We start from the raw sequence: 21,793 nt of genomic DNA on the forward strand, positions 1-21,793 counted from the left end.
AGAAAATGTAGTTGAAATGAAAGACAAGGTTTTCGTTTTTTAAGAAGTTAATGGAGATATTGACGCAACGTCCTGCAAGGGCAGAGACGTTGCAGCGAAGTAGGTTGGTGTGGACACTAATCTAAAAGAAAATATATCCGATAAAGAACTACAATTGCTTATTGATGTACTGGCAGAATAATAAAAACCGCAATTAAGCGGTTTTTATTACTTTTAATAATTCAATATTTTCAGGAATTGGGACATCGTAAACAGACTTTTGTCTTTCTTCCCAAATCTTTTCTACTTCTGAAATTCTTATTTCACCTAAATAATAGGGGTTCCCGATTCCATCGTGTAACTCATAAAAATTTAGCTTTTTGCCTAATTCCAAATCTTTAGTGGCTAAATGTAAATGTATTTCATCTCCATGATAAGGTTCAACTACAAAAATCCCACCTTTATATTTTGCTTTTGTAGTAACAAAAAAAGCGTTTTTTAAATCCTTTATCAGAATGTCTTTTCTATATCTATTTGACACTTCATCTAAAGCAAACCCACTCAATTGCCCGTAATCTTTTGAATATGATAAAACTCTATGATTTTTTTCTAACTCTTGATCTAGCCCATGACCGTAGTATTCATTTATAGCCATTTCTATATTTTCATATAATGTGTATGTTCCAATTCTTATTGTCATGGCACTGGAATAAATTTGTTTTGTGCAGTCGAAATTTTCGCTCTCAATACTTCCGTGCCATCTGAAAATACTTCCCACAATTCAGAACCTTCGGTTGGCGTATTATATGGTGGCTTCCATTCAGGAGTTCCCAATTTACCATTATTACCTCCTGTAAAACCATTTCCTGTATATGGTAAATCTCCAGTAACTTCTGGTAATTTGGGTACTGTTAAATTAGGAGTTGGCGTTTTATATCTTATTACTCCAAAACTGCCATCAGATAAATTGAATTGTGTGCCTGGATAATCTAAACGCATACCTTGATAAACATCTTCAAAAGTATTTAGATGCTTTGCATCTTTAGCTGTTGAAACAAAACCACCAACTTTACGAAAATTGTCGTTGGGTACATCAATAAAACTTTGAATTTGATTTTTAGGAATTACTTTTTGCAATAGAGTATTTCCATCAGGAATTGGTATTGAATTTCTGATTGCATCTATATGTGCCTTCTCTACAATAGTCATTAAATCATATCGCTTTTGTTGTAGTAACTTAAAGTCGTTTAAACTTAATCCACGTTGTGATAAAATAGTAGCAATATTATCTGAAAAACCATTGATTCCATTGATAATATTTCTACCAAAAAGCGAGTTCCCCACCCCTTTTAGATTCTTAGGAGATAAATAAATTTTACCTGACACAGTTTCTACTACATCAAATTCTCCCTTAACAAAACCTTCATTTTTCTTTATGTAAATATAAGCAGAATTAGGTAATGTTTCTTCATTAACAAAAGTTCCGAGTATTTGTTTTACTGGTCCATGTAAATTTTTATCGAACAACGAAGCAGCATCAAGGTATAAAGTATTTTTACCTGTTAAACTTGTATTTATTTGGCCTAAAGAAATTGTTGTTACAGCGTTATTATTGGGCGCCATTGATTTTAACATCTGCTCTTCGAGATGTTAGCGCAGCGCATCTCGAAGTTTAAATACAAAAGATATTTTTATTATCGGTTGGTGTCCTCACCAACTGAAATCAATACGTCCATCTTGCTCTATATAATCAGTAACAATTCCAAATTAGTCTATACCAAGCTCATAAAAAATATAAATTAAAAATTTATTTTTAATGTCATCGATTTATGCAGATAAAAATCTGCTTTATCTTATTTCGAGATGCGCTACGCTAACATCTCAAAAAGCGGACTCATAATATCTCTTGCAAAATTTCAAAACATTTTGAATTATTCTTATATTTTATATCCCTTAAAATAATCTATCATACCAACTTTTAACTCTTCATAAATTTTAAAATAGTTTTCCAATATAAACTCCATTTCTTGAGCTGTTTCACATTTTGGATTAAAATGTTTAATCTGATAATCTGATAGCATATTTGCTATATTAGCCCAGGTGCCGCCAGAAATTAAATTTTTTTTGGGGGGAAATTTGAAGACTGCGCCAAGTTCAAAACGATTATATTTTGTATCGAATGCAGGGATAGAAATTATTTTTTCGGAAACCTCATTGCCATAAAATTTTTTTGCGTTTGAGAATTTAATAGTATGACCCATTTTTTTTGCTAAACTTATTACAGTTTCAATTTCGATTTTAAAATCTTTTAAATCCACACGTGTATCATTTCCTATAACTGCAAATTTTTCTAAAAAATTCATCTTGTAATAAACAACATCACTATTGAACCCAAAAACTTTTTTGTAATGGTCATGGTGTTTTATGTCATCCATAATTATTATAATTTAAAAATTAATTTTTAATAACATTTATAGGTTCTATTGCAAAAATTATAAAATCATCCCCCAAATTTTAATGAATTAATATATGTTTAAATTCTTATTACACCTCTTAAAATTCATCGTCTGTAGTATGCCCAAAACCATTTGCTACGCAATCTTCGAAATCAGCCTCTGCTATTAATGTAATAATAAACCCTTCTTTTGGCGGTACTGGTGCCAACAATTTTAATTTTCGTAGTTCATCCTGCTCTTCGAGATGTTAGCGCAGCGCATCTCGAAGTTTAAATACAAAAGATATTTATCTTTTAAATAGCAATAAACATTTTTCATCCAAGTTGGTTTGTATACTTCAAACTGCTCTTCGAGATGTTTTTTATTATCGGTTGGTGTCCTCACCAACCGAAATCAGTACGTCCATCTCACTCTTTATAATCAGTAACAATTCCAAATTCGTCAATACCAAGTTCATAAAATTTTGCACTACTCCACGGATATTCTTCAGGTAAGGGAAATTGATTACTTTATCATCTTTTATTTTTTGATATTTTCCTTTCATTTATTTCAGCTTTTTCTTTTTCGATAAACTCTTTTGTAATATGCTTTTTACCCCTTACTAATAGCATGGCATCACAATAATTTGCCATTTGCAATAATATTTCTAAGGTTGGGATAGTAACATACGAATTATTAAAATTAATTGAAACGATTCCGTACACAGGATTCCAAACAACATCTAAGGCGTAGTAGCCTTTATCCTTTTTATAAAAGGCATAGGCATGAAATTCATTTAGATCTCTTAATACTAATTCTCTGTTAGGAAAACTTTCAATTTCTTCCAATGTTTTTTTACCTAATGAAGTTTCTTATTCCCACAAAAAAATATCTTTATGTAAGTTGATAAATTCTCTAAATTTTTTTTGCTCAACTTTCATTTTAATCTTCTCAGGAAAAATTATGTTATATTTTTCCTTAGTGATTTCAATGCAACCCGATAACCCTTTTAAACTCATAATAATATTGTTGCCTTAATATAAAATCCTATAATAAAAAACAATCTTTAACCTATATCTTTTTTATTATGGGTTGGTGTCCTCACCAACCGAAATCAGTACGTCCATCTCACTCATTATAATCAGTAACAATTCCAAATTCGTCAATACCAAGATCATAAAAAAATTTTATTATTGGTTGGTGCCCTCACCAACCGAAATCAGTACGCCCATCTCACTCTTTATAATCAGTAACAATTCCAAATTAGTCTATACCAAGCTCATAAAAAATATAAATTAAAAATTTATTTTTAATGTCATCGATTTATGCAGATAAAAATCTGCTTTATCTTATTTCGAGATGCGCTACGCTAACATCTCAAAAAGCGGAGAACTGCACCGCTTAAAATGAGTTTTCTGAGGATTCAGTTTGACTTTTGAAATATAATATCATTCATTAGCTTTCTTTCAAAAAATCATAAGGAATTTCATATTTTTCCAAAGGCTGAATTGGAAGTAATTCTTTTGGAACTAAATGACTTTTTACTTCCACTTCGATTCCTTTGAGCCAAGCCAATTTTGCATAACCCAAAGCAGGAAATGAAACGTATTGTGCATGAATATCATTTATATTTTTTTTTTATGAATTTTTGGACTTACGAGATTATCTAATGCTTCTTCCATTTTTGATTTATCACCTAAATAAAGTGCTTTGAAAAAATCAAAATCAATCAATAATTCTTGCTGATTTTTTGGCAACTTTTTAATAGTTATCGTTTCAATTATATTCAAATTTCTTTCAATTTTTTCTACATCATTCATCATAAAGAACTGAACAGTATTTGCCCAAACATCATTTTTACCTTTCAATACATTTTCATCCATTCCAGGCATTTTACCCCAAGCATGGTAACGAAGTTTTGAAAAACGCTTTACTAATTCTTCATTGTCTGAAAGAATAGGATTACATACAGATTTAACATCGTAGGACAAAACATCACCGTTAAATTGTTCTATCCTCAATTGATCTAAAAGAGAAGCAGTATAGAAATGTTGTTTTGATTGTTGGAAATTTTCATCTGCAATGCACTTAATAGCATGAGAAACCTCTAAAAACCTAAAATTTAATGCCATTTTATTTATATTCTCAGGATTATTTAAAATATGGATAATCCAAATTTTTGAATTTATATTATCCTGTTCTACTAAAAAATCTATATTTCGCATATCTAAAAAGATGAACCTAATTTTAAAAATTTCAATACACCAGTATTTTTATCAACAGCAGCGATATACTTTTTAATAAACCCTGTTGGTGAATTTAATATTGCAGTTTTTGTACTTTGTTGAATTGGGTCATTTAAATTTACAAGTTTTTCCCTAGCTATGTAGTCAATCCAATCATTTCATTATCGGTTGGTGTCCTCACCAACCGAAATCAGTACTTCCATCTTAATCTCTATAATCAGTAACAATTCCAAATTCGTCAATACCAAGTTCATAAAATTTAGTACTACTCCACGGATATTCCTCCTTCGCAGCAACGTCTCGGCCCTTGCCGGACGTTGCGTAAGAAAAATGAGCTGTGAATTTAGCAAAACTTCCTGCTGGGCTTTCCTTTCCATTCAATGCTAACATTTGCCATAGGAGATGGATATGGTTTGGTATTATGACATAATCATAGATTTTTATCTTCACCTGCGCTATTAGATATTTCCAAGAATCAACAACAATCATTTTGAATCCATCATCTTGTAATAAATGTTTATGTCCAATGATAGTATCGGTGTAGAAGTAGGACTGTAAATAATCCATCTGTCCTTGGCGCTTATAGGGGTTGTGATTCATTTGTTGAAAATAGTATTTTTAAAGAACTTGCTAAAAGTGAAACGCAAATAATTTTGAGGTTTTTTTACTTAATGGTTTCGGTTGGTGATGACACCAACCGATAAGAGAAGGTTTTCGTTTTTTAAAGAAGTTAGTGGAGATATTGACGCAACGTCCTGCAAGGGCAGAGACGTTGCTGCGAAGAAACCGATAAGGAAAATATACCCACTGCTGGGTACATAATAATTATTTGCATAATATAGATTTGAATTAAAAATAACATCATGAAAAAATTATTATTTATTTCGATGGTAACATTGGTTATGGCATCTTGTAATAACGAAACACAAAAAACGGTTGTTACCCCAACATTTAGTTTAGATAGTGCTAAAATGGCCATTGCAGAAAGTAACAAAACCTATGGCGAAGGTTTTGCAAAAGCAGATTCGAGTTTATTTATTAGTAAGTACACAAAAGATGGCTGTATTATGCCAGCAAATGCACCTAAACTATGCGGCAGTCAGGCAATTGGTATGTTTTTTAAAGGAGCACAAGGTATGGGAGTACAAAATATTCGTTTAACAACAGAAGAGGTAATGGGTGGGCCTGAAGTAGTAGTTGAAACCGGACAGTATGAATTACTTGGAGCTGAAAATAAAAGTTTAGATAAAGGAAAATTTGTAGTGGTGTGGAAAATGGAAGATGGTAAATGGAAAATGCACAGAGATATTTTTACTACTGATGCTGCACCTGCAACACAATAAAATAAACATATGAGGTTTGTACAAATAAAATGTACGAACCTCATTTACAAAATTTGTGTAACGTAACTTTGAATATCATAACAGCATCTTTTTTGCTGCAAATAACAGTATACTCAAGGTACAGTACATGGCTAAAACTTTTGTAATTGGCGATATACATGGAGGTTTAAAGGCATTGCAACAGGTATTACAATTAGCGCCTATTAACACCCATGATACCCTCATTTTTTTAGGCGATTATGTTGATGGTTGGAGCGAAGCAGCGCCAGTAGTTGATTTTGTGATGCAATTGGCAACACAACAACCATGTATTTTTATTAAAGGTAACCACGATTGGTGGTGTGAGCAGTGGCTGGCAACAGGTATAGCTAATGAAACTTGGGTTCAACACGGTGGTGCTGAAACTATGCAGAGTTATAAAGACTATACATTTGAAACCATGCAAGCGCATCTTCAGTTTTTTAAATCCCTGCCATACTTTTATATAGATGAAGCTAATCGTTTATTTATACATGCCGGTTTTACTGAAGGGCAAAATGTAACGACTGATTTTACTACAGCTCCTGAAAAATGGGATCGTACACTCTGGTACGAAGCCATTAAGTTAAATGGTATAGGGCCTCAAACTAAACCAGTTTTATCAACACGAATGCAATTGTACAGCGAAATATTTATGGGTCATACACCCACTACTTACAACGATTGTACAACGCCTATGCAAGTGGGTAATATTATAAATGTTGATACAGGTGCAGCATTTAAAGGCAAATTGAGTATAATGGATGTTGCCACAAAAGCTTATTGGCAAAGCGATGCATTACCACTTTTGTACCCAAATGAGGTTGGCAGAAACAAAAATGATTGATGTTGCTTTCTAAAAAAATGCATAATTTTATGCATCTGAAAAAAATTACCACCATATTATTTCTTTCAATGTATCTATTCGCTTCTACCGAAGCAATTGAGCTTTGTAAATTACCTGTGGTGGTGCAACATTTTTTTGAACACAAAAAAGAAAATCCAACTATATCATGGACTGCTTTTTTAACCATGCATTATTTAAATGGTTCTCCGAAAGATAAGGACTATGATAGAGACATGCAACTGCCCTTTAAAACACATACCGCTTGTATGGGTTGTACCCTGCAAGATTTTGTACCGTTGGTCAATCATTTTACTATTCAGAAATCTGTAAAAATATTGGAGCAAAAATTTATAGTTCCTGTTGATCAACATTTCACTTCTTCTTATTTAGCTGCTATATGGCAGCCTCCAAAATCGGCTTAATTAATAACTATAATGTTACCGCTTTGTATGTACAAAAGTGAGGTAACGCCGTGTATTAATTAATCATTTAAAGTTTTACGATTGTATGCTTACAAAAATAATTGAGTTTTCCGTGAGGAATAAACTCATCATTGGTTTATTTGTATTGGCCTTAATTGGTGTGGGTATTTACCAAGCCACCAAATTACCTATTGATGCAGTGCCAGATATTACCAATAATCAAGTTCAAATAATTACAACAGCACCTGCATTGGGTGCAACAGATATAGAACGTTTGATAACTTTCCCCATTGAACAAGTAAATAGTAACATAGAAGGTATTCATGAAATAAGAAGTTTTTCTCGTTTTGGTTTATCGCTAGTTACTATTGTTTTTGATGATGCTATTGATGTGTATTGGGCTCGACAACAAGTGGCGGAACGTTTACAACAAGTGCAAAGTCAAATACCAAAAGGCGTGGGTACGCCCACCTTAGGGCCAATTAGTTCGGGCTTGGGTGAAATTTATCAATATGTAGTTAAACCTAAAAAAGGGTACGAGCAACAATATGATGCTACTGCGTTACGTACTATTCAAGATTGGATTATTAGACGCCAATTACTCGGCGTACCAGGTGTTGCCGAAGTAAGTAGTTTTGGCGGTAAATTAAAGCAATATGAAATTGCCATCAACCCCAATAAATTAAATAGCTATCATATTAGTATTGATGATGTATTTAAAGCAATTGCTGCTAATAATCAAAATACAGGTGGGGCGTATATTGAAAAAGGTCCTACCGTTTTATTTATACGAAGTGAAGGTTTAATTACCAATAAAACGGATATAGAAAATATTGCTATCAAGCAAAATTCTGAAGGTACCTCCTTAATGGTGAGGGATGTTGCTGAAGTTAAAATTGGTTATGCTACAAGGTATGGTGCAATGTGCTATAACGATGAAGGTGAAGTAGCCGGCGCCATTGTAATGATGTTGAAAGGCGCTAATAGCAGTGAGGTAATCAAAAAAGTAAAAGAACGGGTTACACAAATACAAAAAACGTTGCCAGAAGGTATTGTGCTTGAGCCATTTTTAGATAGAACTAAAATGGTAAACAATGCTATCAGTACTGTTGAACAAAATTTATTAGAAGGTGCGTTAATTGTAGTGTTTGTATTGGTATTGTTTTTAGGCAATTTTAGGGCAGGTTTATTGGTAGCATCCGTAATTCCATTGGCGATGTTATTTGCTATTAGTATGATGAATTTATTTAGTGTGAGTGGTAATTTAATGAGCTTGGGTGCGTTAGATTTTGGTTTAATTGTAGATGGTGCTGTCATTATTGTAGAAGCGGTGATGCACCAACTCATGCATCAAAAAAAGAACAGCAGCAATACGTTAACGGTTGCCCAAATGGATCATCAAGTAACACAATCTGCCAGTAAAATGATGAACAGCGCTGTGTTTGGACAAATCATCATCTTAATTGTATACCTACCCATTTTTACGTTACAAGGTATTGAAGGCAAAATGTTTAAACCAATGGCTCAAACGGTTGCCTTTGCTTTATTAGGTGCATTTATTTTATCGCTCACTTATATACCGATGATGAGTGCGTTGGTATTAAGTAAAAAAACGACACATAAACAAAATTTTTCAGATAGATTAATGGCAGCCATTGAGCGTACTTATCAAAAAGTTTTGCTGAAAGTATTACGCATACCTACCATTATTTTAGGTGCTGTGGTGGGTTTGTTTGTATTGGCGGTCGTTGTGTTAACCTCTTTAGGGGGCGAATTTATTCCTGCTTTAGAAGAGGGGGATTTTGCTGTTGATACAAGGGTATTAACGGGTAGTAATTTAAATACCACCATCGACTATACCCAAAAGGCTGCTCATATTTTAAAGACTCGTTTTCCTGAGGTTGAAAAAGTAGTGACTAAAATAGGAAGTGGGGAAGTACCCACCGATCCGATGCCGATGGAAGCTAGTGATATGATGGTGGTGTTGAAAGATAAAAAATACTGGACATCCGCTACCAATTTTGATGACCTCTCTGCAAAAATGAGTAAAGCTTTGCAAGATGTACCAGGCATCACCGCTAGTTTTCAATACCCTGTTCAAATGCGTTTTAATGAGTTGATGACAGGGGCAAGGCAAGATGTAGTGTGTAAAATTTTTGGTGAAAATTTAGATAGTTTGGCCGCCACCGCAGAAAAGTTAGGAAAGATTGTTAACACCGTTGCCGGTACAAAAAATTTATATGTTGAAACGGTTACAGGTATGCCACAAATTATTATTGAATACAATCGGCCTGTAATTGCTCAATATAATTTATCTATTGAAGCCATTAACAATGTTGTCAATACCGCCTTTGCTGGCCAATCAACCGGGCTGGTTTTTGAAGATGAAAAACGTTTTGATTTAGTGGTTCGCTTAGATGCTTCTCAAAAACAACAATTAGAAGATGTTCAAAATTTATTGATTCCAACGCCCAATGGTAATCAAATTCCGTTAAGACAATTAGCAACTGTGTCCATAAAAGATGGTCCTAATCAAATTCAACGAGAAGATGCTAAACGTAGAATTGTAGTGGGTTTTAACGTAAGAGGTAGAGATGTACAAAGTATTGTAACGGAATTACAACAAAAAGTAAATGCTCAATTAAAAACACCAATTGGTTATTACATTACCTATGGCGGCAGTTTTGAAAACCTCAATAAAGCCAAAGCAAGGTTAATGATAGCAGTGCCCATTTCATTACTGCTCATTTTCATTTTGTTGTTTTTTGCTTTTAAATCAGTAAAGCAAGGCTTACTTATTTACACAGCCATTCCACTATCAGCCATTGGCGGTATCTTTTTTTTAGCACTAAGGGGCATGCCCTTTAGTATCAGTGCTGGTGTAGGTTTTATTGCACTCTTTGGTGTGGCCGTATTAAATGGTATTGTATTAATTGCAGAATTTAATCGATTAAAATTAAGTGGTATGAAAAATTTATTGGCCGTAGTTGTTAAAGGAACAACGGTACGTTTGCGACCTGTTTTAATGACTGCTTTTGTAGCATCATTGGGCTTTTTACCTATGGCATTGAGCAATGGTGCAGGTGCTGAAGTACAACGTCCTTTAGCAACTGTAGTAATTGGTGGTTTAATGATTGCTACTTTTTTAACCTTGTTTGTACTGCCGATTTTGTACATCATTTTTGAAAATGGTTTGGGTGCAAAACCGAAACAATTATCAAAAATAACAGCGTTATTATGCCTTGTATTGTTTTCAACTTATGTGCAGGCTCAACAGCCAATTGATTTAAAAACGGCTACACAAATTGCTGTAAATAATAACTTGCTTTTAAAAGAAGCACAGCAAAAAATTACCTATGCAGGTATGATGATGAAAACAGCAAACATCATCCCCAATACCAATGTGTTAGCAGATGTTGGACAAATAAACAGTTCTTTTACTGATACTAAATTTGCGATAACACAAACGCTCAATTTTCCCATAGTATATAAAAAGCAACAGCAATTATTGACCGCTGAGTGGGATTTGAGTAAACTTTCAAAAACTGCAAAAGAAGTAGAAATTAAAAAATTAGTAGCTACTACATTTTATGAGTATTTGTATTTGCAACAACAACAACAAACATTGGCAAGTGCAGATAGTATGTACCAAGCACTGTTAAATAAAGCCACTTTACGTTTGCAAAAAGGTGAAAGTAATATCTTAGAAAAGGCAACTTTTCAAAATCAATATGCAGCCATACAAACGCAACGCAATCAAGTAGCGCAAGCTTTACATATTGCACAGTTTCAACTGCAATATTTATTACAAACAGATACATTGTATATGCCAACGGCTCCTTACAAAGCACCTGCTATTGTGTTAATAGATACTGCCATTGGCACCACTCCTTATTTGCAATTGTTAGCACAACAAAAGAAAATTCAAACGGCTGTAACGGCAGTTGAAAAATCAAAGTTGGCGCCTGATTTATTGTTAGGTTACAGCAATGGAAGTATTAGAGGGGTAGGGGCCGATAATAAATTGTACACCGCATCGCAACGCTTTAATTCAGTACAAGTTGGGCTGGGTATTCCCCTATTTAATGCAGCACAAAAAGCAAAAGTAAAAGCCAGTAAGTTTAATGAAACTGTTGTAGATGCTACTATTAATACTGAAAAAGCAGCTTTACAACTTCAATTAAAAACAGCCATGGAGCAATATAAAAAGTCAATGGAGTTGTTAGCTGAGTTTGAAAATGGTATTTTAAAAAATAACCAACTGATATACAGTACTGCTTTAAAGCAATTTAATAGTGGCGATATTAATTACTTAGATTTTGTACAACTCATTAACCAATGTTTTGTAGTTACAAACCAGTATACGAGTGCTGTTAAAGCATACAACGATGCTGTAATAACGTTGCAATACCTCACTGCTTCATTATAATTTTTGAAACAGTTTTATCATTATTTAAAACAATAAAATGAAATCATTATATATTATTTTAGGCTTAGCATTACTAATAAATGCATGTAGCAATAAACAATCAGCTCCCGATACTATGGAGCCAGCAGCACCAGAAAATGTGGTAACACTAACGCCTGCACAACTCAAAAATGCTCAAATTGAAATGGGTACTTTCAGTTCAAAAAATATTGCCACTGTGGTTAATGTAAATGGTAAAATTGATGTGCCTCCACAAAATATGGTTTCCGTTTCAGCTCCGCTAGGTGGCTATTTAAAAACAACCAAACTATTGCCTGGTATGCATGTGAGCAAGGGTGAAGTTATTGCTACCATGCAAGATCCTCAGTATGTACAACTGCAACAAGATTACCTCGTTGCAAAATCAAAATTACATTTTGCACAGCTAGAGTATAACCGACAAAAAGCGTTAAATGAAAACCAAGCTAGTAGCGATAAAGTAACGCAACAAGCACAGGCAGAAGTAAGTATGCAACAAATTGCAATGAATGCTTTGTCAGAAAAATTAAGGTTGATCAATATTAATCCTGCTAATGTAACCGCCACAAGTATTAGCAACAGTATCAATATTTACAGTGCTATTAATGGCTATGTAAGTAAGGTAAATGTTAATATTGGTAAATATGTAAACCCTGCTGATGTTTTATTTGAATTGATTGATCCTACTGATATACACCTCAATTTAAAAATTTACGAAAAAGATATTGCACAGTTGGCTATTGGGCAAAAATTAAAAGCCTATGCTAACAATAACCCCAACGTTTTATACGATTGTGAAATTATTTTAATTAGTAAAGATATCACCAATGAGGGCATTACAGAAGTACATTGTCATTTCGAAAAATACGATAAGACGCTCATGCCAGGCATGTATATGAATGCTGCTATTGAGGTAGCAACGAATGTAAACAATGCTTTGCCAGAAGAAGCAGTTGTAAATTTTGAAGGAAAAAATTATGTGTTTGTAGCCAATAGTGCACAGCAATTTACTTTAACAGCAGTAACCTTGGGTATCAAAGAAAATGGTTTTGTTGCTATATCTAATGCAGCTGATTTTGGCCAATCAAAAATTGTGACCAAAGGGGCGTATACACTATTAATGAAATTGAAAAATAAAGACGAAGAGTAAAGGGTATCATTTTTTAATTGTTAAACATTCGTCTACAACATTTGTTTAACCAAATACCTCATTAATTCTGTTTAATGTTACAATCTAAATTTTGTATAAAGATGTGATGTCTTTACAAGAAATAGCATTCGTATGTTTTTTAATTTTCAATTATAAATATAAAATCCATGAAGCTATTAACAACTGTTTGTGTAGCTGTTTTGCTCTTTTCATTCACTACATGGGAGCCAGATTTTGTAAAGGCAACACAAACTGCACAACAAAAAAAACAACTTATTTTATTGAATTTTTCTGGGTCTGATTGGTGTGTACCCTGCATTAGAATGCATAAAGAAATTTTTGCTGATGCAGGTTTCTTAAGCATGGCAGATACTACATTGGTAATGGTAAATGCAGATTTTCCTCGGAGTAAAAAACATCAATTACCGGCTGCAGTGGTACAGCAAAATGAAATGTTGGCTGAAAAATATAATCCCCAAGGCAAATTTCCTTTCACAGTTTTAATTACTCCTGCTGGTAAAGTCATTAAAACTTGGGATGGTATACCCAATCAAAATGCTACACAATTTGCACATACTGTAAAAACTATTTGCGATGGCTACTAATAACACGTTGGTTGGTTTGCAAGAATTTAAACTTGCTCAAAAACTAATGGGTAATCATTTTGAGATAACCGTTGTGGCTGATGATGAACAATGGGCACATGAAAATATACGAAAAGCCATTGCCGAAATTCAAAGAATAGAAAACCTATTAAGTACATTTAAAGCAACCAGTGAAACCAACCAAATTAACGAAGCTGCAGGCCAACATCCTATAAAAGTAAGTGCCGAAATGTTGGGCTTGGTACAACGTTCATTAAAAATTTCAGCGCTTACAGATGGTGCTTTTGATATCACTTATGGTTCTATTGATAAAAGCTTATGGAATTTTGATAAAACAATGGCTGCCCTGCCAGATGCTAAAACAGCAGCATCCATGGTTCGATTAATCAATTACAAAAACGTAATCGTTGATGCAGAACAACAAACCATTTTTTTAAAAGAAGCCGGTATGCGAATTGGTTTTGGTGGCATTGGTAAAGGCTATGCTGCTGAAATGGCCAAGCAATTATTAATACAAAACGGTGTAACAAGTGGTATCGTAAATGCATCAGGCGATTTAACTACATGGGGTGTTCAAGCTAACGGACAACCTTGGAGGGTCGGTATTGCTAACCCCGATATGCCACATGTGCCTTTGTCGCACTTGCAACTAAGCAATATGGCTATTGCTACATCGGGTAATTATGAAAAGTTTGTAATAATTGATGGTAAAAAATATTCCCATACCATTAACCCACGTACTGGTTTGCCAGTTAACGGAATCAAAAGCGTAACCATTATTAGTCCAAATGCTGAACTGGCCGATGCATTGGCAACCCCTGTTACCATAATGGGCGTTAATGCTGGTTTACATTTAATTAACCAAATTCATCATTTGGAGTGTATCATTATTACTGATGATAACAACATCTATACATCAAAAAATATTCACCTAAACTAACAATTATGCAAATAAAAAAATGGGTTGGCTTTGCTACTATGATGGTTACAGCGATGGTGTCATGTACCACCGTAAAAGAATATCAAAAAAATAAATTGAATGATGGCGAAATGACATTAGGCAATCGAAAAATTGAAAAATCTGAACTGAGTTTTCAAGGCTATCGTGAAGGAGCTTCTGGCGCTAATGCTGGTAAAAGCGGTGGTGGTTGTGGCTGTAACTAAAATAATGACAAGCATAAAAATGTAACATGAAAAAAATTCTTTTTACTGCTGCAGCTGTTTTTGCTTTGTTACATACACAAGCACAAACTATTGCAGATAGTACTGGCTATAAAAGCCGTAAATTAAAATTTGAGGAAGCCAATTTAGTATCCAGTTATTATCAACAAGATGGTAATAATGCTGCCGTAACAGGTGGTATAGGTTCACAAAAATTAACTGATATTGCCAATGTGTTTGATGTTAAGTTTTACCGTTATGATAAAAAGTTTCGTAAGCAAACTTTTACAGGTGAAATTGGTATTGATCACTATACCTCGGCATCATCAGATAGAGTTGATTTAAAAGTAAATTCTTCTGCATCGCATGCTGATACTCGTTTTTACCCTTCTGTAAGTTGGAGTGTTGAAAACGAAAATAAAGGAACCACCTTTACCGTTGGAGCATCATCATCTACAGAATTTGATTACCAATCATTTGGAGCAAATGTATTATTCGCCAAAAAAACTAAGAATAAAAATGGTGAGTTTTCTGCAAAGTTGCAAACCTATCTTGACCAGGTAAAGTTGGTTACACCTATTGAGTTACGACCAGCAGGTGGTGGTCGTGGTGATGATTATAACTATGGTACTGCTGCTCGTAATACTTTTGCTGGTTCATTATCATATGCACAAATCGTAAATCAAAAATTTCACTTTGCTTTATTGGCTGATGCGGTAACTCAAAACGGTTTTTTAAGTTTGCCTTTTTACAGGGTGTATTTTAAAGATGGTTCTGTTCATCAAGAAAAATTGCCGGATGCACGTACCAAATTTCCACTCGGTTTTAGGGCAAATTATTTTTTGAGTGATAAATTTATCATTAGAACGTATTACCGTTATTACACTGATAATTGGGGCATTCAATCTAATACTGCCAATATTGAAGTACCAATAAAAATTACTCCATTTATATCGGTAGCACCTTTTTACAGGTACTATAATCAAACAGCATCAAAATATTTTGCCGCCTACCAAACACACACGGCTGCTAATCAATATTACACTAGCAATTATGATTTATCAAAATTCAGTAGTAATTTTTATGGTGCTGGTATACGTTTAGTACCACCAACAGGTGTTTTTGGTTTGCAGCACTTCAGCATGCTTGAGTTGCGTTACGGGCATTATCAAAAAAGTATAGATATGAATGCCAATATCATTTCGCTAAATTTAAAATTCAAATAAGCAAATATCAAAGGAGGCTCATTACTGCTTTTCATATTAGGATTTTTCTGTTAAATAGCTATTTAAAACTTGGTTCATTAATATTATAATCAGCATTACTGTTTTTAATTTTTAAATTTGCATGTTGTTATTTTCTGTTCTCACCTAAATCAATTGTATGAATTACATAATTGCCATGTTATCAAATAAATGCCCACGTTGTAGAACTGGTAATTTGTTTGTAACAAAATCAGCATACACCAAGGGGTTCATGCGTATGCATGAGCATTGTCCGGCTTGTATGCAACGTTCAGAAATTGAGGTAGGTTTTTATTACGGCTCAAGTTATGTGAGTTATGCATTAACAGTAGCCATATCAGTAGCTTCATTTATTGCATGGTGGGTTATTGTTGGTTTGTCATTATATGATAATCGAATTTTTTATTGGCTTGGCTTCAATGCATTTTTATTAATTGCTTTACAACCTTGGTTAATGCGCTTAGCAAGAAGGGTGTGGTTGTCATTTTTTGTAGGCTATAATAAAAATTGGCAGCATGAACCACCGGCTGATACGGGAAGGGTTATTGAGTCGCAAATGGAGGTAATGGAAAAACTATCGTAGTTTGTTTAATTGTTTCAGTATATGCAAATTAAAAAGCGTTCGTATTTTTTAGTAAAAATTGCTTCGGTACTACTTATTACAGGTTTTATATATTTTTCTACAATGGCTCAAATGGTGAAAAGTAAAATGTACAATGCAGTGTTGCATACTTTATTATCACACAAAGTAAAAGAGGTTGGCGTATTGCAAATAGATACGAGCAATACAAATATTGTTTACCTCGATGCACGAGAAAAAAACGAGTTTGAAGTAAGTCATATAAAAAATGCTACTTGGGTTGGTTACAATGATTTTAGCTTGAGTAGGGTAGCATCTTTTAAAAAAGATACACCTATCATTGTATATTGTTCCGTAGGCTATCGTAGTGAAAAAATTACGCAACAGTTATTGAACAATGGTTTTACCAATGTGAGTAATTTATATGGTGGCATTTTTGAATGGAAAAACACCAATCATACGGTTGTTGATGTTACGGGTGCTGCTACCAACAAAGTACATGCATACAGCAAAACCTGGGGCATATGGCTAAAAAAAGGTGAAAAGGTATACTAGGTTTTTAAATAATTTTTTATTGCCAATAGATAATCTTTCTATTGGCAATTTTATTTAATAAGCTTATAAAAAAAGTAATTTTGGTTAACAATAGGCATATTAAAATGTATAAAATATTTTATTAAATGTTTTGTATTGATGTTGTTGCTTTTGTAAAGAATATAAAAATGTAAAATGAACGTTTTTGAATACATAAAACAACCTTGGCCATGGTATGTTGCTGGCCCTTTGATAGGACTAACAGTGCCTACCTTATTAATAATCGGTAATAAATCATTTGGTATTAGTTCGTCATTACGGCATATATGCGCTGCATGTGTACCAGCTAATATTCCCTTTTTTAAATACGATTGGAAAAAAGAAAGTTGGAATTTATTCTTTGTGTTGGGTATTTTTATAGGAGGCATCATTGCTGTTCAATTATTAGCCAATCCTAATCCAGTGGTTGTAAATGCATCATTAGCCAACGAATTATGGCATTACGGCATTACAGATTATAAAGGGTTGGTACCTACACAAATTTTTAATTGGCCAGCTTTATTAACCATGAGAGGTTTTGTAATGATGGTTGTAGGTGGATTTTTAGTGGGCTTTGGTACTCGTTACGCAGGTGGCTGTACAAGTGGGCACGCCATTATGGGCTTATCTACCTTGCAATGGCCATCGCTTGTGGCTACCTGTTGCTTTATGTTGGGTGGCTTTATTATGACTCATTTACTGTTACCTTTTATATTATCACTTTAAAAAATTTTATGCAAATAAACACAACGTCTCAATCTGATGCAGCAATACGTTCACTCGATAGCATTTGTATCAATGAAAGCACTGTCACACAAAAATGGTATCATCTTCTTAAATATTTATTGGTAGGACTTTTATTCGGAATCGTTTTTGTGAAATCAGAAGTGATTAGCTGGTTTAGAATTCAAGAAATGTTCCGATTACAATCTTTTCACATGTTCGGTGTTATAGGTAGTGCTGTAGTGGTGGGTATGCTTTCGGTTTGGTTGATTAAAAAATTCAATATTAAAACGATTGATGGTGAAGCCATTGTTTTTCATGATAAAAAATTCAATAAAGGACAAGTGTATGGTGGGTTAATATTTGGTTTGGGTTGGGCTATAACGGGAGCTTGTCCGGGACCATTATACGCACAAATTGGTACAGGTGCCACCGTTATTATCGTTACTTTATTAAGTGCTTTATTGGGTACTTGGGTGTATGGTTTGTGGAGAGATTCATTGCCGCATTAAAAAATAACAATACGTTTTTGTGTAAGGTGATAGCGAAACTTTCAAATAATTAAAAACAATAGTTGTAATAACAATTCATATTAACATAGGCTGTTAAGTATTGTATTGGGTAAATATATTCAAATGATAGCCTAAGTGTAGAGCGTAATCATGTAACATATTTTTAATTTTTTGTAAAAATTAAAAACCCGTTAGTAACTTAACTAACGGGTTGTTTTTTTAGTAAATATTTGTTTAAACAGTCGCTTGTTCTACAATTTCATCCATATCTATTGCATTATGGCTTTCATCAAAAATACAAGTACCGTTTTTAATAATTAATATTTGAGGCGATTCATGTTGTACATCAAACGTATCAGCAATGGCTGCAGATACATCACGGTGGGCAATTAAATCTAAATAATGAAAATCAATACCATCAGGTGTTGTGGCTCTTTCTAACCTACTTTTAGCCATACTACTAATGGAGCAACGTGTACTATGTTTAAAAATAACTTGTGCCTTTTCGTTACTTTTTTGTTTAATGGTTTCTATCCCAGCAATATCATGCAAATCAATCCAGTTCATAATTTTTTTTATTAATGTACAATTCCTTGGTTATTAGGGCAGCCTGTTTTTCTACTACTACCACAACTCGTTATAATTGCCCCTAAAGCAAACAACAACATTGATGTTACAACAATCTTTTTCATTTTTTTAAATTTTAAATGTTCAATATGCCTATTTCATTTATTTTACAAAAATGTATTTAAAACACTTTGTGATGGTATAATATCAACAATGATAGGCCTTTAACGTAAAATTGAAACAATTATTACAAATATAAATTAAACATTTAACCCAAACATCATTACAATTAAATATTAGCAGTAACTTAAGTTTTCACCAAATATGTATATTGCAACAATAAACAACACCATTAACCACGAACAAGTATGTTACAACTAACCCGTCCCATTGCTTTTATTGATTTAGAAACCACAGGCGTTAACCTTTCAACCGATCGTATTGTTGAATTAGCCATCGTAAAAATTAATACTGATGGTACTCGTATTACCAAGCGTAGGCTCATCAATCCACAAATGCCCATACCTGCATCATCAAGCGAAATACATGGTATTACGGATGATATGGTAAAAGATGCACCAACATTTAAACAAATATCAAACGAAGTAAAACAGTTTTTAGATAACTGTGATTTTGGAGGCTACAACAGCAACCGTTTTGATATACCTATGTTGATGGAAGAGTTTTTAAGGGCAGACTTAGAGGTAGATTTAACCAATCGCCGTATGGTTGATGTACAGCATATTTTTTATACCATGCAGCCACGTACCTTATCTGCAGCGTATGAATTTTTCTGCAATAAAACTTTGGTGGATGCTCATAGTGCAGAGGCTGATATTAATGCCACAATAGAGGTATTAGAAGCACAACTAAAAAAATATGATAAGCTAGGTAATTCTGTAGATAGCATTTTAGCTTGTATTGGCGAAGAAAAAATTGTAGACTATGCCCGTAGGTTTAGTTTTAACGATAAAGGTGTTGAAGTGTTTAACTTTGGTAAATACAAAGGAATGTCTGTTGAAGATGTGTTGAGGAAAGAGCCACAGTATTATGATTGGATGATGAGGGGCGACTTTGCTATGCACACCAAAAAGAAACTCACCGAAATTTTTAATAGGACTCTTTTAAAAAAGTAAGTTTTTACAATATTTAACGACACACTTTATATTATTTAATTATTTTTGAATATCCCCTTAAAAGTTAATATTCTTTTTTGAAGAAAGTAGTTATTATACCAACATACAACGAACGTGAAAATATAGAAGCTATTATTGCCGCAGTAATGGCATTAAATGCATCGTTCCATATATTAATTATTGATGATGGTTCACCAGATGGTACAGCACAAATTGTAAAATCATTATTCAACCAATACCCCAATCAACTATTTTTAGAAGAGCGTAAAGGCAAGCTTGGTTTAGGTACTGCTTATATACATGGGTTTAAATGGGCGTTGAAAAATGGGTATCAATTCATTTGCGAAATGGATGCTGATTTTTCTCATAACCCTTCAGATTTAATTCGTTTGCAACAAGCTTGTGTTGATGGTGCTGCTGTAGCTGTGGGCTCAAGGTATATTAAAAATGGCGCTGTTGAAAACTGGCCAATGAACAGAATCGCCTTATCAAAAGGAGCATCACTTTATACACGTATCATCACTTTTATGCCCGTTAAAGACCCTACTGCTGGCTTTGTTTGCTATACGGCTGAAGTGTTAAGCACCATTAATTTAGATGCCATTAGTTTTGTGGGCTATGCTTTTCAAATTGAAATGAAATTTGCTGCATGGAAGTTGGGTTTCAATATTGTAGAAGTACCCATTACTTTTAAAGATAGAAAACTCGGTGCCAGTAAAATGAATAAAGGCATAATAAAAGAAGGTATTTTGGGCGTACTGCAATTAAAATGGCAAAGCTTATTTAAAAATTATCGCCATAAAGTAAAAGTAAACGTTGCAGATATTGAAGCAGTTAAACCACATGATGTAGCGGCCAAAACCTTTTAGCATTATTTAAATGCTGGGTGAAATTGTTGCAAGGTTGTTCTCAAAAAAGTTTTATCGAGGTGGGTATAAATTTCAGTAGTGGTAATACTTTCATGCCCTAACATTTCTTGCACGGCTCTTAAATCTGCGCCACCTTCTACTAAATGAGTTGCAAATGAATGCCTGAAAGTATGTGGCGAAATTGTTTTTGCAATGCCTGCTTTTATGGCCAAATCTTTCAACATTAAAAATACCATTACCCTAGTAAGTTGTTTACCTCTTCTGTTTAAAAACAATATATCTTCTTGCCCTAATTTTATAGGTTGTTTATTACGTACATGGTTGTGGTATATGTTAATGTATTTGATAGCATCACTACCAATAGGTATCAATCGTTCTTTATCGCCTTTACCAATTACCCTTATAAAACCTTCGTTTAAATACAAACAACTAATTTTTAAATTGATGAGTTCACTAACACGTAAGCCGCAACTGTAAAGGGTTTCAAGCATGGCTCTGTTACGTTCGCCTTCTGGTTTACTTAAATCAATAGCACCAATAATGCGTTCAATTTCTTCAAATGATAAAGTGTCGGGTAATTTACGGCTGCTCTTTGGTGCTTCTAATAATGCAGAAGGGTCAATTTTAATAATATCTTCAATCAAGCAATATTTAAAAAAACTTTTAATGCCAGATGTTATTCTGGCTTGTGATGTATTGCTGATGCCCAGCCCATGTATCCATTTAGTGAAAGCTTCTAAATGTTGTAAAGTAATTTGTTCGGGGGAGCTGTTGTGGTGCTGTTGTTGTAAAAAAGTTGTAAGTAAATTCACATCATGTAGGTAGGCCATAACAGAATTTTCTTGCAACGATTTCTCTAATTGCAGCCATGCTTTATAACCTTTTTTATAACCTACCCACATTGCTTTGTTTGTTTTTTAAAAACTTGGTTTTTCA

Annotated in this window: 24 protein-coding genes; 15 read left to right on the plus strand and 9 right to left on the minus strand. The window is 33.6% G+C overall.

From position 1 onward, the window contains the following. Positions 1-193 precede the first annotated feature (193 nt). From ACFOWM_RS13475 to ACFOWM_RS13505, 7 genes are all read right to left on the minus strand, one after another. Positions 194-679 (minus strand): hypothetical protein, encoded by a 486-nt coding sequence (locus tag ACFOWM_RS13475; protein WP_379711030.1) that lies wholly within the window; start codon positions 677-679, stop codon positions 194-196. After that, positions 676-1,602 carry a hypothetical protein gene (locus ACFOWM_RS13480; protein ID WP_379711032.1) on the minus strand — a complete coding sequence of 309 codons (927 nt, stop codon included), beginning with the start codon at positions 1,600-1,602 and terminating at the stop codon, positions 676-678. The genes ACFOWM_RS13475 and ACFOWM_RS13480 overlap by 4 nt, the downstream gene beginning before the upstream one ends. Before the next feature lie 314 nt (positions 1,603-1,916). After that, a complete protein-coding gene (locus tag ACFOWM_RS13485; RefSeq protein WP_379711034.1) occupies positions 1,917-2,414 on the minus strand; it encodes a hypothetical protein in 498 nt (165 codons plus the stop codon). 533 nt (positions 2,415-2,947) lie between these two features. Continuing rightward, positions 2,948-3,262 carry a hypothetical protein gene (locus tag ACFOWM_RS13490; RefSeq protein WP_379711036.1) on the minus strand — a complete coding sequence of 105 codons (315 nt, stop codon included), beginning with the start codon at positions 3,260-3,262 and terminating at the stop codon, positions 2,948-2,950. Positions 3,263-3,869: 607 nt separating this feature from the next. Further along, the gene (locus ACFOWM_RS13495) at positions 3,870-4,043 is read right to left on the minus strand and encodes an Imm49 family immunity protein (RefSeq protein WP_379711158.1); all 174 of its coding nucleotides are present in this window, start codon (positions 4,041-4,043) and stop codon (positions 3,870-3,872) included. Next, positions 4,040-4,639, minus strand: coding sequence for a hypothetical protein (locus tag ACFOWM_RS13500; RefSeq protein ID WP_379711038.1), 600 nt, complete (start codon positions 4,637-4,639; stop codon positions 4,040-4,042). Before ACFOWM_RS13500 ends, ACFOWM_RS13495 begins: the two co-directional genes overlap by 4 nt. A gap of 225 nt (positions 4,640-4,864) precedes the next feature. Then, positions 4,865-5,260, minus strand: coding sequence for a hypothetical protein (locus tag ACFOWM_RS13505; protein ID WP_379711040.1), 396 nt, complete (start codon positions 5,258-5,260; stop codon positions 4,865-4,867). A 263-nt stretch (positions 5,261-5,523) separates the two neighbouring features. On the opposite strand from ACFOWM_RS13505, the gene ACFOWM_RS13510 reads away from it, so the two are divergent. The 13 genes from ACFOWM_RS13510 (at position 5,524) to ACFOWM_RS13570 (ending at position 18,285) form a co-directional block, all read left to right on the plus strand. Next, entirely contained in the window at positions 5,524-6,003 is a 480-nt protein-coding gene (locus tag ACFOWM_RS13510; protein ID WP_379711042.1) for a YybH family protein, read from the plus strand. A 127-nt stretch (positions 6,004-6,130) separates the two neighbouring features. Further along, entirely contained in the window at positions 6,131-6,868 is a 738-nt protein-coding gene (locus ACFOWM_RS13515) for a metallophosphoesterase family protein (protein WP_379711044.1), read from the plus strand. Positions 6,869-6,897: 29 nt separating this feature from the next. Then, complete coding sequence (locus ACFOWM_RS13520) at positions 6,898-7,290, plus strand: hypothetical protein (RefSeq protein ID WP_379711046.1); 393 nt, start codon at positions 6,898-6,900, stop codon at positions 7,288-7,290. Between the two features lie 85 nt (positions 7,291-7,375). Next, on the plus strand, positions 7,376-11,719 hold the full coding sequence (locus ACFOWM_RS13525) for a CusA/CzcA family heavy metal efflux RND transporter (protein ID WP_379711048.1): 4,344 nt from the start codon (positions 7,376-7,378) through the stop codon (positions 11,717-11,719). 37 nt (positions 11,720-11,756) lie between these two features. Further along, entirely contained in the window at positions 11,757-12,887 is a 1,131-nt protein-coding gene (locus ACFOWM_RS13530) for an efflux RND transporter periplasmic adaptor subunit (protein ID WP_379711050.1), read from the plus strand. 167 nt (positions 12,888-13,054) lie between these two features. Continuing rightward, a complete protein-coding gene (locus tag ACFOWM_RS13535) occupies positions 13,055-13,492 on the plus strand; it encodes a thioredoxin family protein (protein WP_379711052.1) in 438 nt (145 codons plus the stop codon). Further along, a complete protein-coding gene (locus ACFOWM_RS13540) occupies positions 13,482-14,432 on the plus strand; it encodes an FAD:protein FMN transferase (protein WP_379711054.1) in 951 nt (316 codons plus the stop codon). The genes ACFOWM_RS13535 and ACFOWM_RS13540 overlap by 11 nt, the downstream gene beginning before the upstream one ends. A 5-nt stretch (positions 14,433-14,437) precedes the next feature. Then, positions 14,438-14,656 carry a DUF4266 domain-containing protein gene (locus ACFOWM_RS13545; protein ID WP_379711056.1) on the plus strand — a complete coding sequence of 73 codons (219 nt, stop codon included), beginning with the start codon at positions 14,438-14,440 and terminating at the stop codon, positions 14,654-14,656. A gap of 26 nt (positions 14,657-14,682) precedes the next feature. Further along, entirely contained in the window at positions 14,683-15,879 is a 1,197-nt protein-coding gene (locus ACFOWM_RS13550; protein WP_379711058.1) for a DUF3570 domain-containing protein, read from the plus strand. 157 nt (positions 15,880-16,036) lie between these two features. After that, positions 16,037-16,480 carry a DUF983 domain-containing protein gene (locus ACFOWM_RS13555; RefSeq protein WP_379711060.1) on the plus strand — a complete coding sequence of 148 codons (444 nt, stop codon included), beginning with the start codon at positions 16,037-16,039 and terminating at the stop codon, positions 16,478-16,480. Between the two features lie 21 nt (positions 16,481-16,501). Then, entirely contained in the window at positions 16,502-17,032 is a 531-nt protein-coding gene (locus ACFOWM_RS13560; RefSeq protein WP_379711062.1) for a rhodanese-like domain-containing protein, read from the plus strand. Between the two features lie 174 nt (positions 17,033-17,206). Then, complete coding sequence (locus ACFOWM_RS13565) at positions 17,207-17,776, plus strand: YeeE/YedE family protein (RefSeq protein ID WP_379711064.1); 570 nt, start codon at positions 17,207-17,209, stop codon at positions 17,774-17,776. An 8-nt stretch (positions 17,777-17,784) separates the two neighbouring features. After that, positions 17,785-18,285 (plus strand): DUF6691 family protein, encoded by a 501-nt coding sequence (locus tag ACFOWM_RS13570; protein ID WP_379711066.1) that lies wholly within the window; start codon positions 17,785-17,787, stop codon positions 18,283-18,285. A 234-nt stretch (positions 18,286-18,519) separates the two neighbouring features. On the opposite strand, the gene ytxJ is transcribed toward ACFOWM_RS13570, so the two are convergent. Next, positions 18,520-18,852 carry a bacillithiol system redox-active protein YtxJ gene (gene ytxJ / locus ACFOWM_RS13575; RefSeq protein WP_379711068.1) on the minus strand — a complete coding sequence of 111 codons (333 nt, stop codon included), beginning with the start codon at positions 18,850-18,852 and terminating at the stop codon, positions 18,520-18,522. Positions 18,853-19,220: 368 nt separating this feature from the next. Between ytxJ and ACFOWM_RS13580 the strand changes: the two genes are divergently transcribed. After that, positions 19,221-19,988, plus strand: a complete 768-nt coding sequence (locus ACFOWM_RS13580) for an exonuclease domain-containing protein (protein ID WP_379711070.1) — start codon at positions 19,221-19,223, stop codon at positions 19,986-19,988. 77 nt (positions 19,989-20,065) lie between these two features. Continuing rightward, the gene (locus tag ACFOWM_RS13585) at positions 20,066-20,857 is read left to right on the plus strand and encodes a polyprenol monophosphomannose synthase (RefSeq protein WP_379711072.1); all 792 of its coding nucleotides are present in this window, start codon (positions 20,066-20,068) and stop codon (positions 20,855-20,857) included. A 2-nt stretch (positions 20,858-20,859) separates the two neighbouring features. Here the strand turns inward: ACFOWM_RS13585 and xerD are convergent, their stop codons facing one another. Further along, a complete protein-coding gene (gene xerD, locus ACFOWM_RS13590; RefSeq protein WP_379711074.1) occupies positions 20,860-21,759 on the minus strand; it encodes a site-specific tyrosine recombinase XerD in 900 nt (299 codons plus the stop codon). Positions 21,760-21,793 lie beyond the last annotated feature (34 nt).

Source organism: Ferruginibacter yonginensis, assembly GCF_042651465.1.
GTDB lineage: Bacteria > Bacteroidota > Bacteroidia > Chitinophagales > Chitinophagaceae > Ferruginibacter > Ferruginibacter yonginensis.

Bases quoted from the DNA above. Each gene is read 5' to 3' on its own strand.
- ACFOWM_RS13510 (WP_379711042.1), top strand. From the start codon at position 5,524: ATGAAAAAATTATTATTTATTTCGATGGTAACATTGGTTATGGCATCT.
- ACFOWM_RS13505 (WP_379711040.1), bottom strand. From the start codon at position 5,260: ATGAATCACAACCCCTATAAGCGCCAAGGACAGATGGATTATTTACAG.
- ytxJ (WP_379711068.1), bottom strand. From the start codon at position 18,852: ATGAACTGGATTGATTTGCATGATATTGCTGGGATAGAAACCATTAAA.
- ACFOWM_RS13520 (WP_379711046.1), top strand. From the start codon at position 6,898: ATGCATCTGAAAAAAATTACCACCATATTATTTCTTTCAATGTATCTA.
- ACFOWM_RS13535 (WP_379711052.1), top strand. From the start codon at position 13,055: ATGAAGCTATTAACAACTGTTTGTGTAGCTGTTTTGCTCTTTTCATTC.
- ACFOWM_RS13555 (WP_379711060.1), top strand. From the start codon at position 16,037: ATGAATTACATAATTGCCATGTTATCAAATAAATGCCCACGTTGTAGA.
- ACFOWM_RS13515 (WP_379711044.1), top strand. From the start codon at position 6,131: ATGGCTAAAACTTTTGTAATTGGCGATATACATGGAGGTTTAAAGGCA.
- ACFOWM_RS13560 (WP_379711062.1), top strand. From the start codon at position 16,502: ATGCAAATTAAAAAGCGTTCGTATTTTTTAGTAAAAATTGCTTCGGTA.
- ACFOWM_RS13550 (WP_379711058.1), top strand. From the start codon at position 14,683: ATGAAAAAAATTCTTTTTACTGCTGCAGCTGTTTTTGCTTTGTTACAT.
- ACFOWM_RS13540 (WP_379711054.1), top strand. From the start codon at position 13,482: ATGGCTACTAATAACACGTTGGTTGGTTTGCAAGAATTTAAACTTGCT.
- ACFOWM_RS13565 (WP_379711064.1), top strand. From the start codon at position 17,207: ATGAACGTTTTTGAATACATAAAACAACCTTGGCCATGGTATGTTGCT.
- ACFOWM_RS13500 (WP_379711038.1), bottom strand. From the start codon at position 4,639: ATGCGAAATATAGATTTTTTAGTAGAACAGGATAATATAAATTCAAAA.
- ACFOWM_RS13480 (WP_379711032.1), bottom strand. From the start codon at position 1,602: ATGGCGCCCAATAATAACGCTGTAACAACAATTTCTTTAGGCCAAATA.
- ACFOWM_RS13580 (WP_379711070.1), top strand. From the start codon at position 19,221: ATGTTACAACTAACCCGTCCCATTGCTTTTATTGATTTAGAAACCACA.
- ACFOWM_RS13570 (WP_379711066.1), top strand. From the start codon at position 17,785: ATGCAAATAAACACAACGTCTCAATCTGATGCAGCAATACGTTCACTC.
- ACFOWM_RS13485 (WP_379711034.1), bottom strand. From the start codon at position 2,414: ATGGATGACATAAAACACCATGACCATTACAAAAAAGTTTTTGGGTTC.
- xerD (WP_379711074.1), bottom strand. From the start codon at position 21,759: ATGTGGGTAGGTTATAAAAAAGGTTATAAAGCATGGCTGCAATTAGAG.
- ACFOWM_RS13530 (WP_379711050.1), top strand. From the start codon at position 11,757: ATGAAATCATTATATATTATTTTAGGCTTAGCATTACTAATAAATGCA.
- ACFOWM_RS13525 (WP_379711048.1), top strand. From the start codon at position 7,376: ATGCTTACAAAAATAATTGAGTTTTCCGTGAGGAATAAACTCATCATT.
- ACFOWM_RS13545 (WP_379711056.1), top strand. From the start codon at position 14,438: ATGCAAATAAAAAAATGGGTTGGCTTTGCTACTATGATGGTTACAGCG.
- ACFOWM_RS13475 (WP_379711030.1), bottom strand. From the start codon at position 679: ATGACAATAAGAATTGGAACATACACATTATATGAAAATATAGAAATG.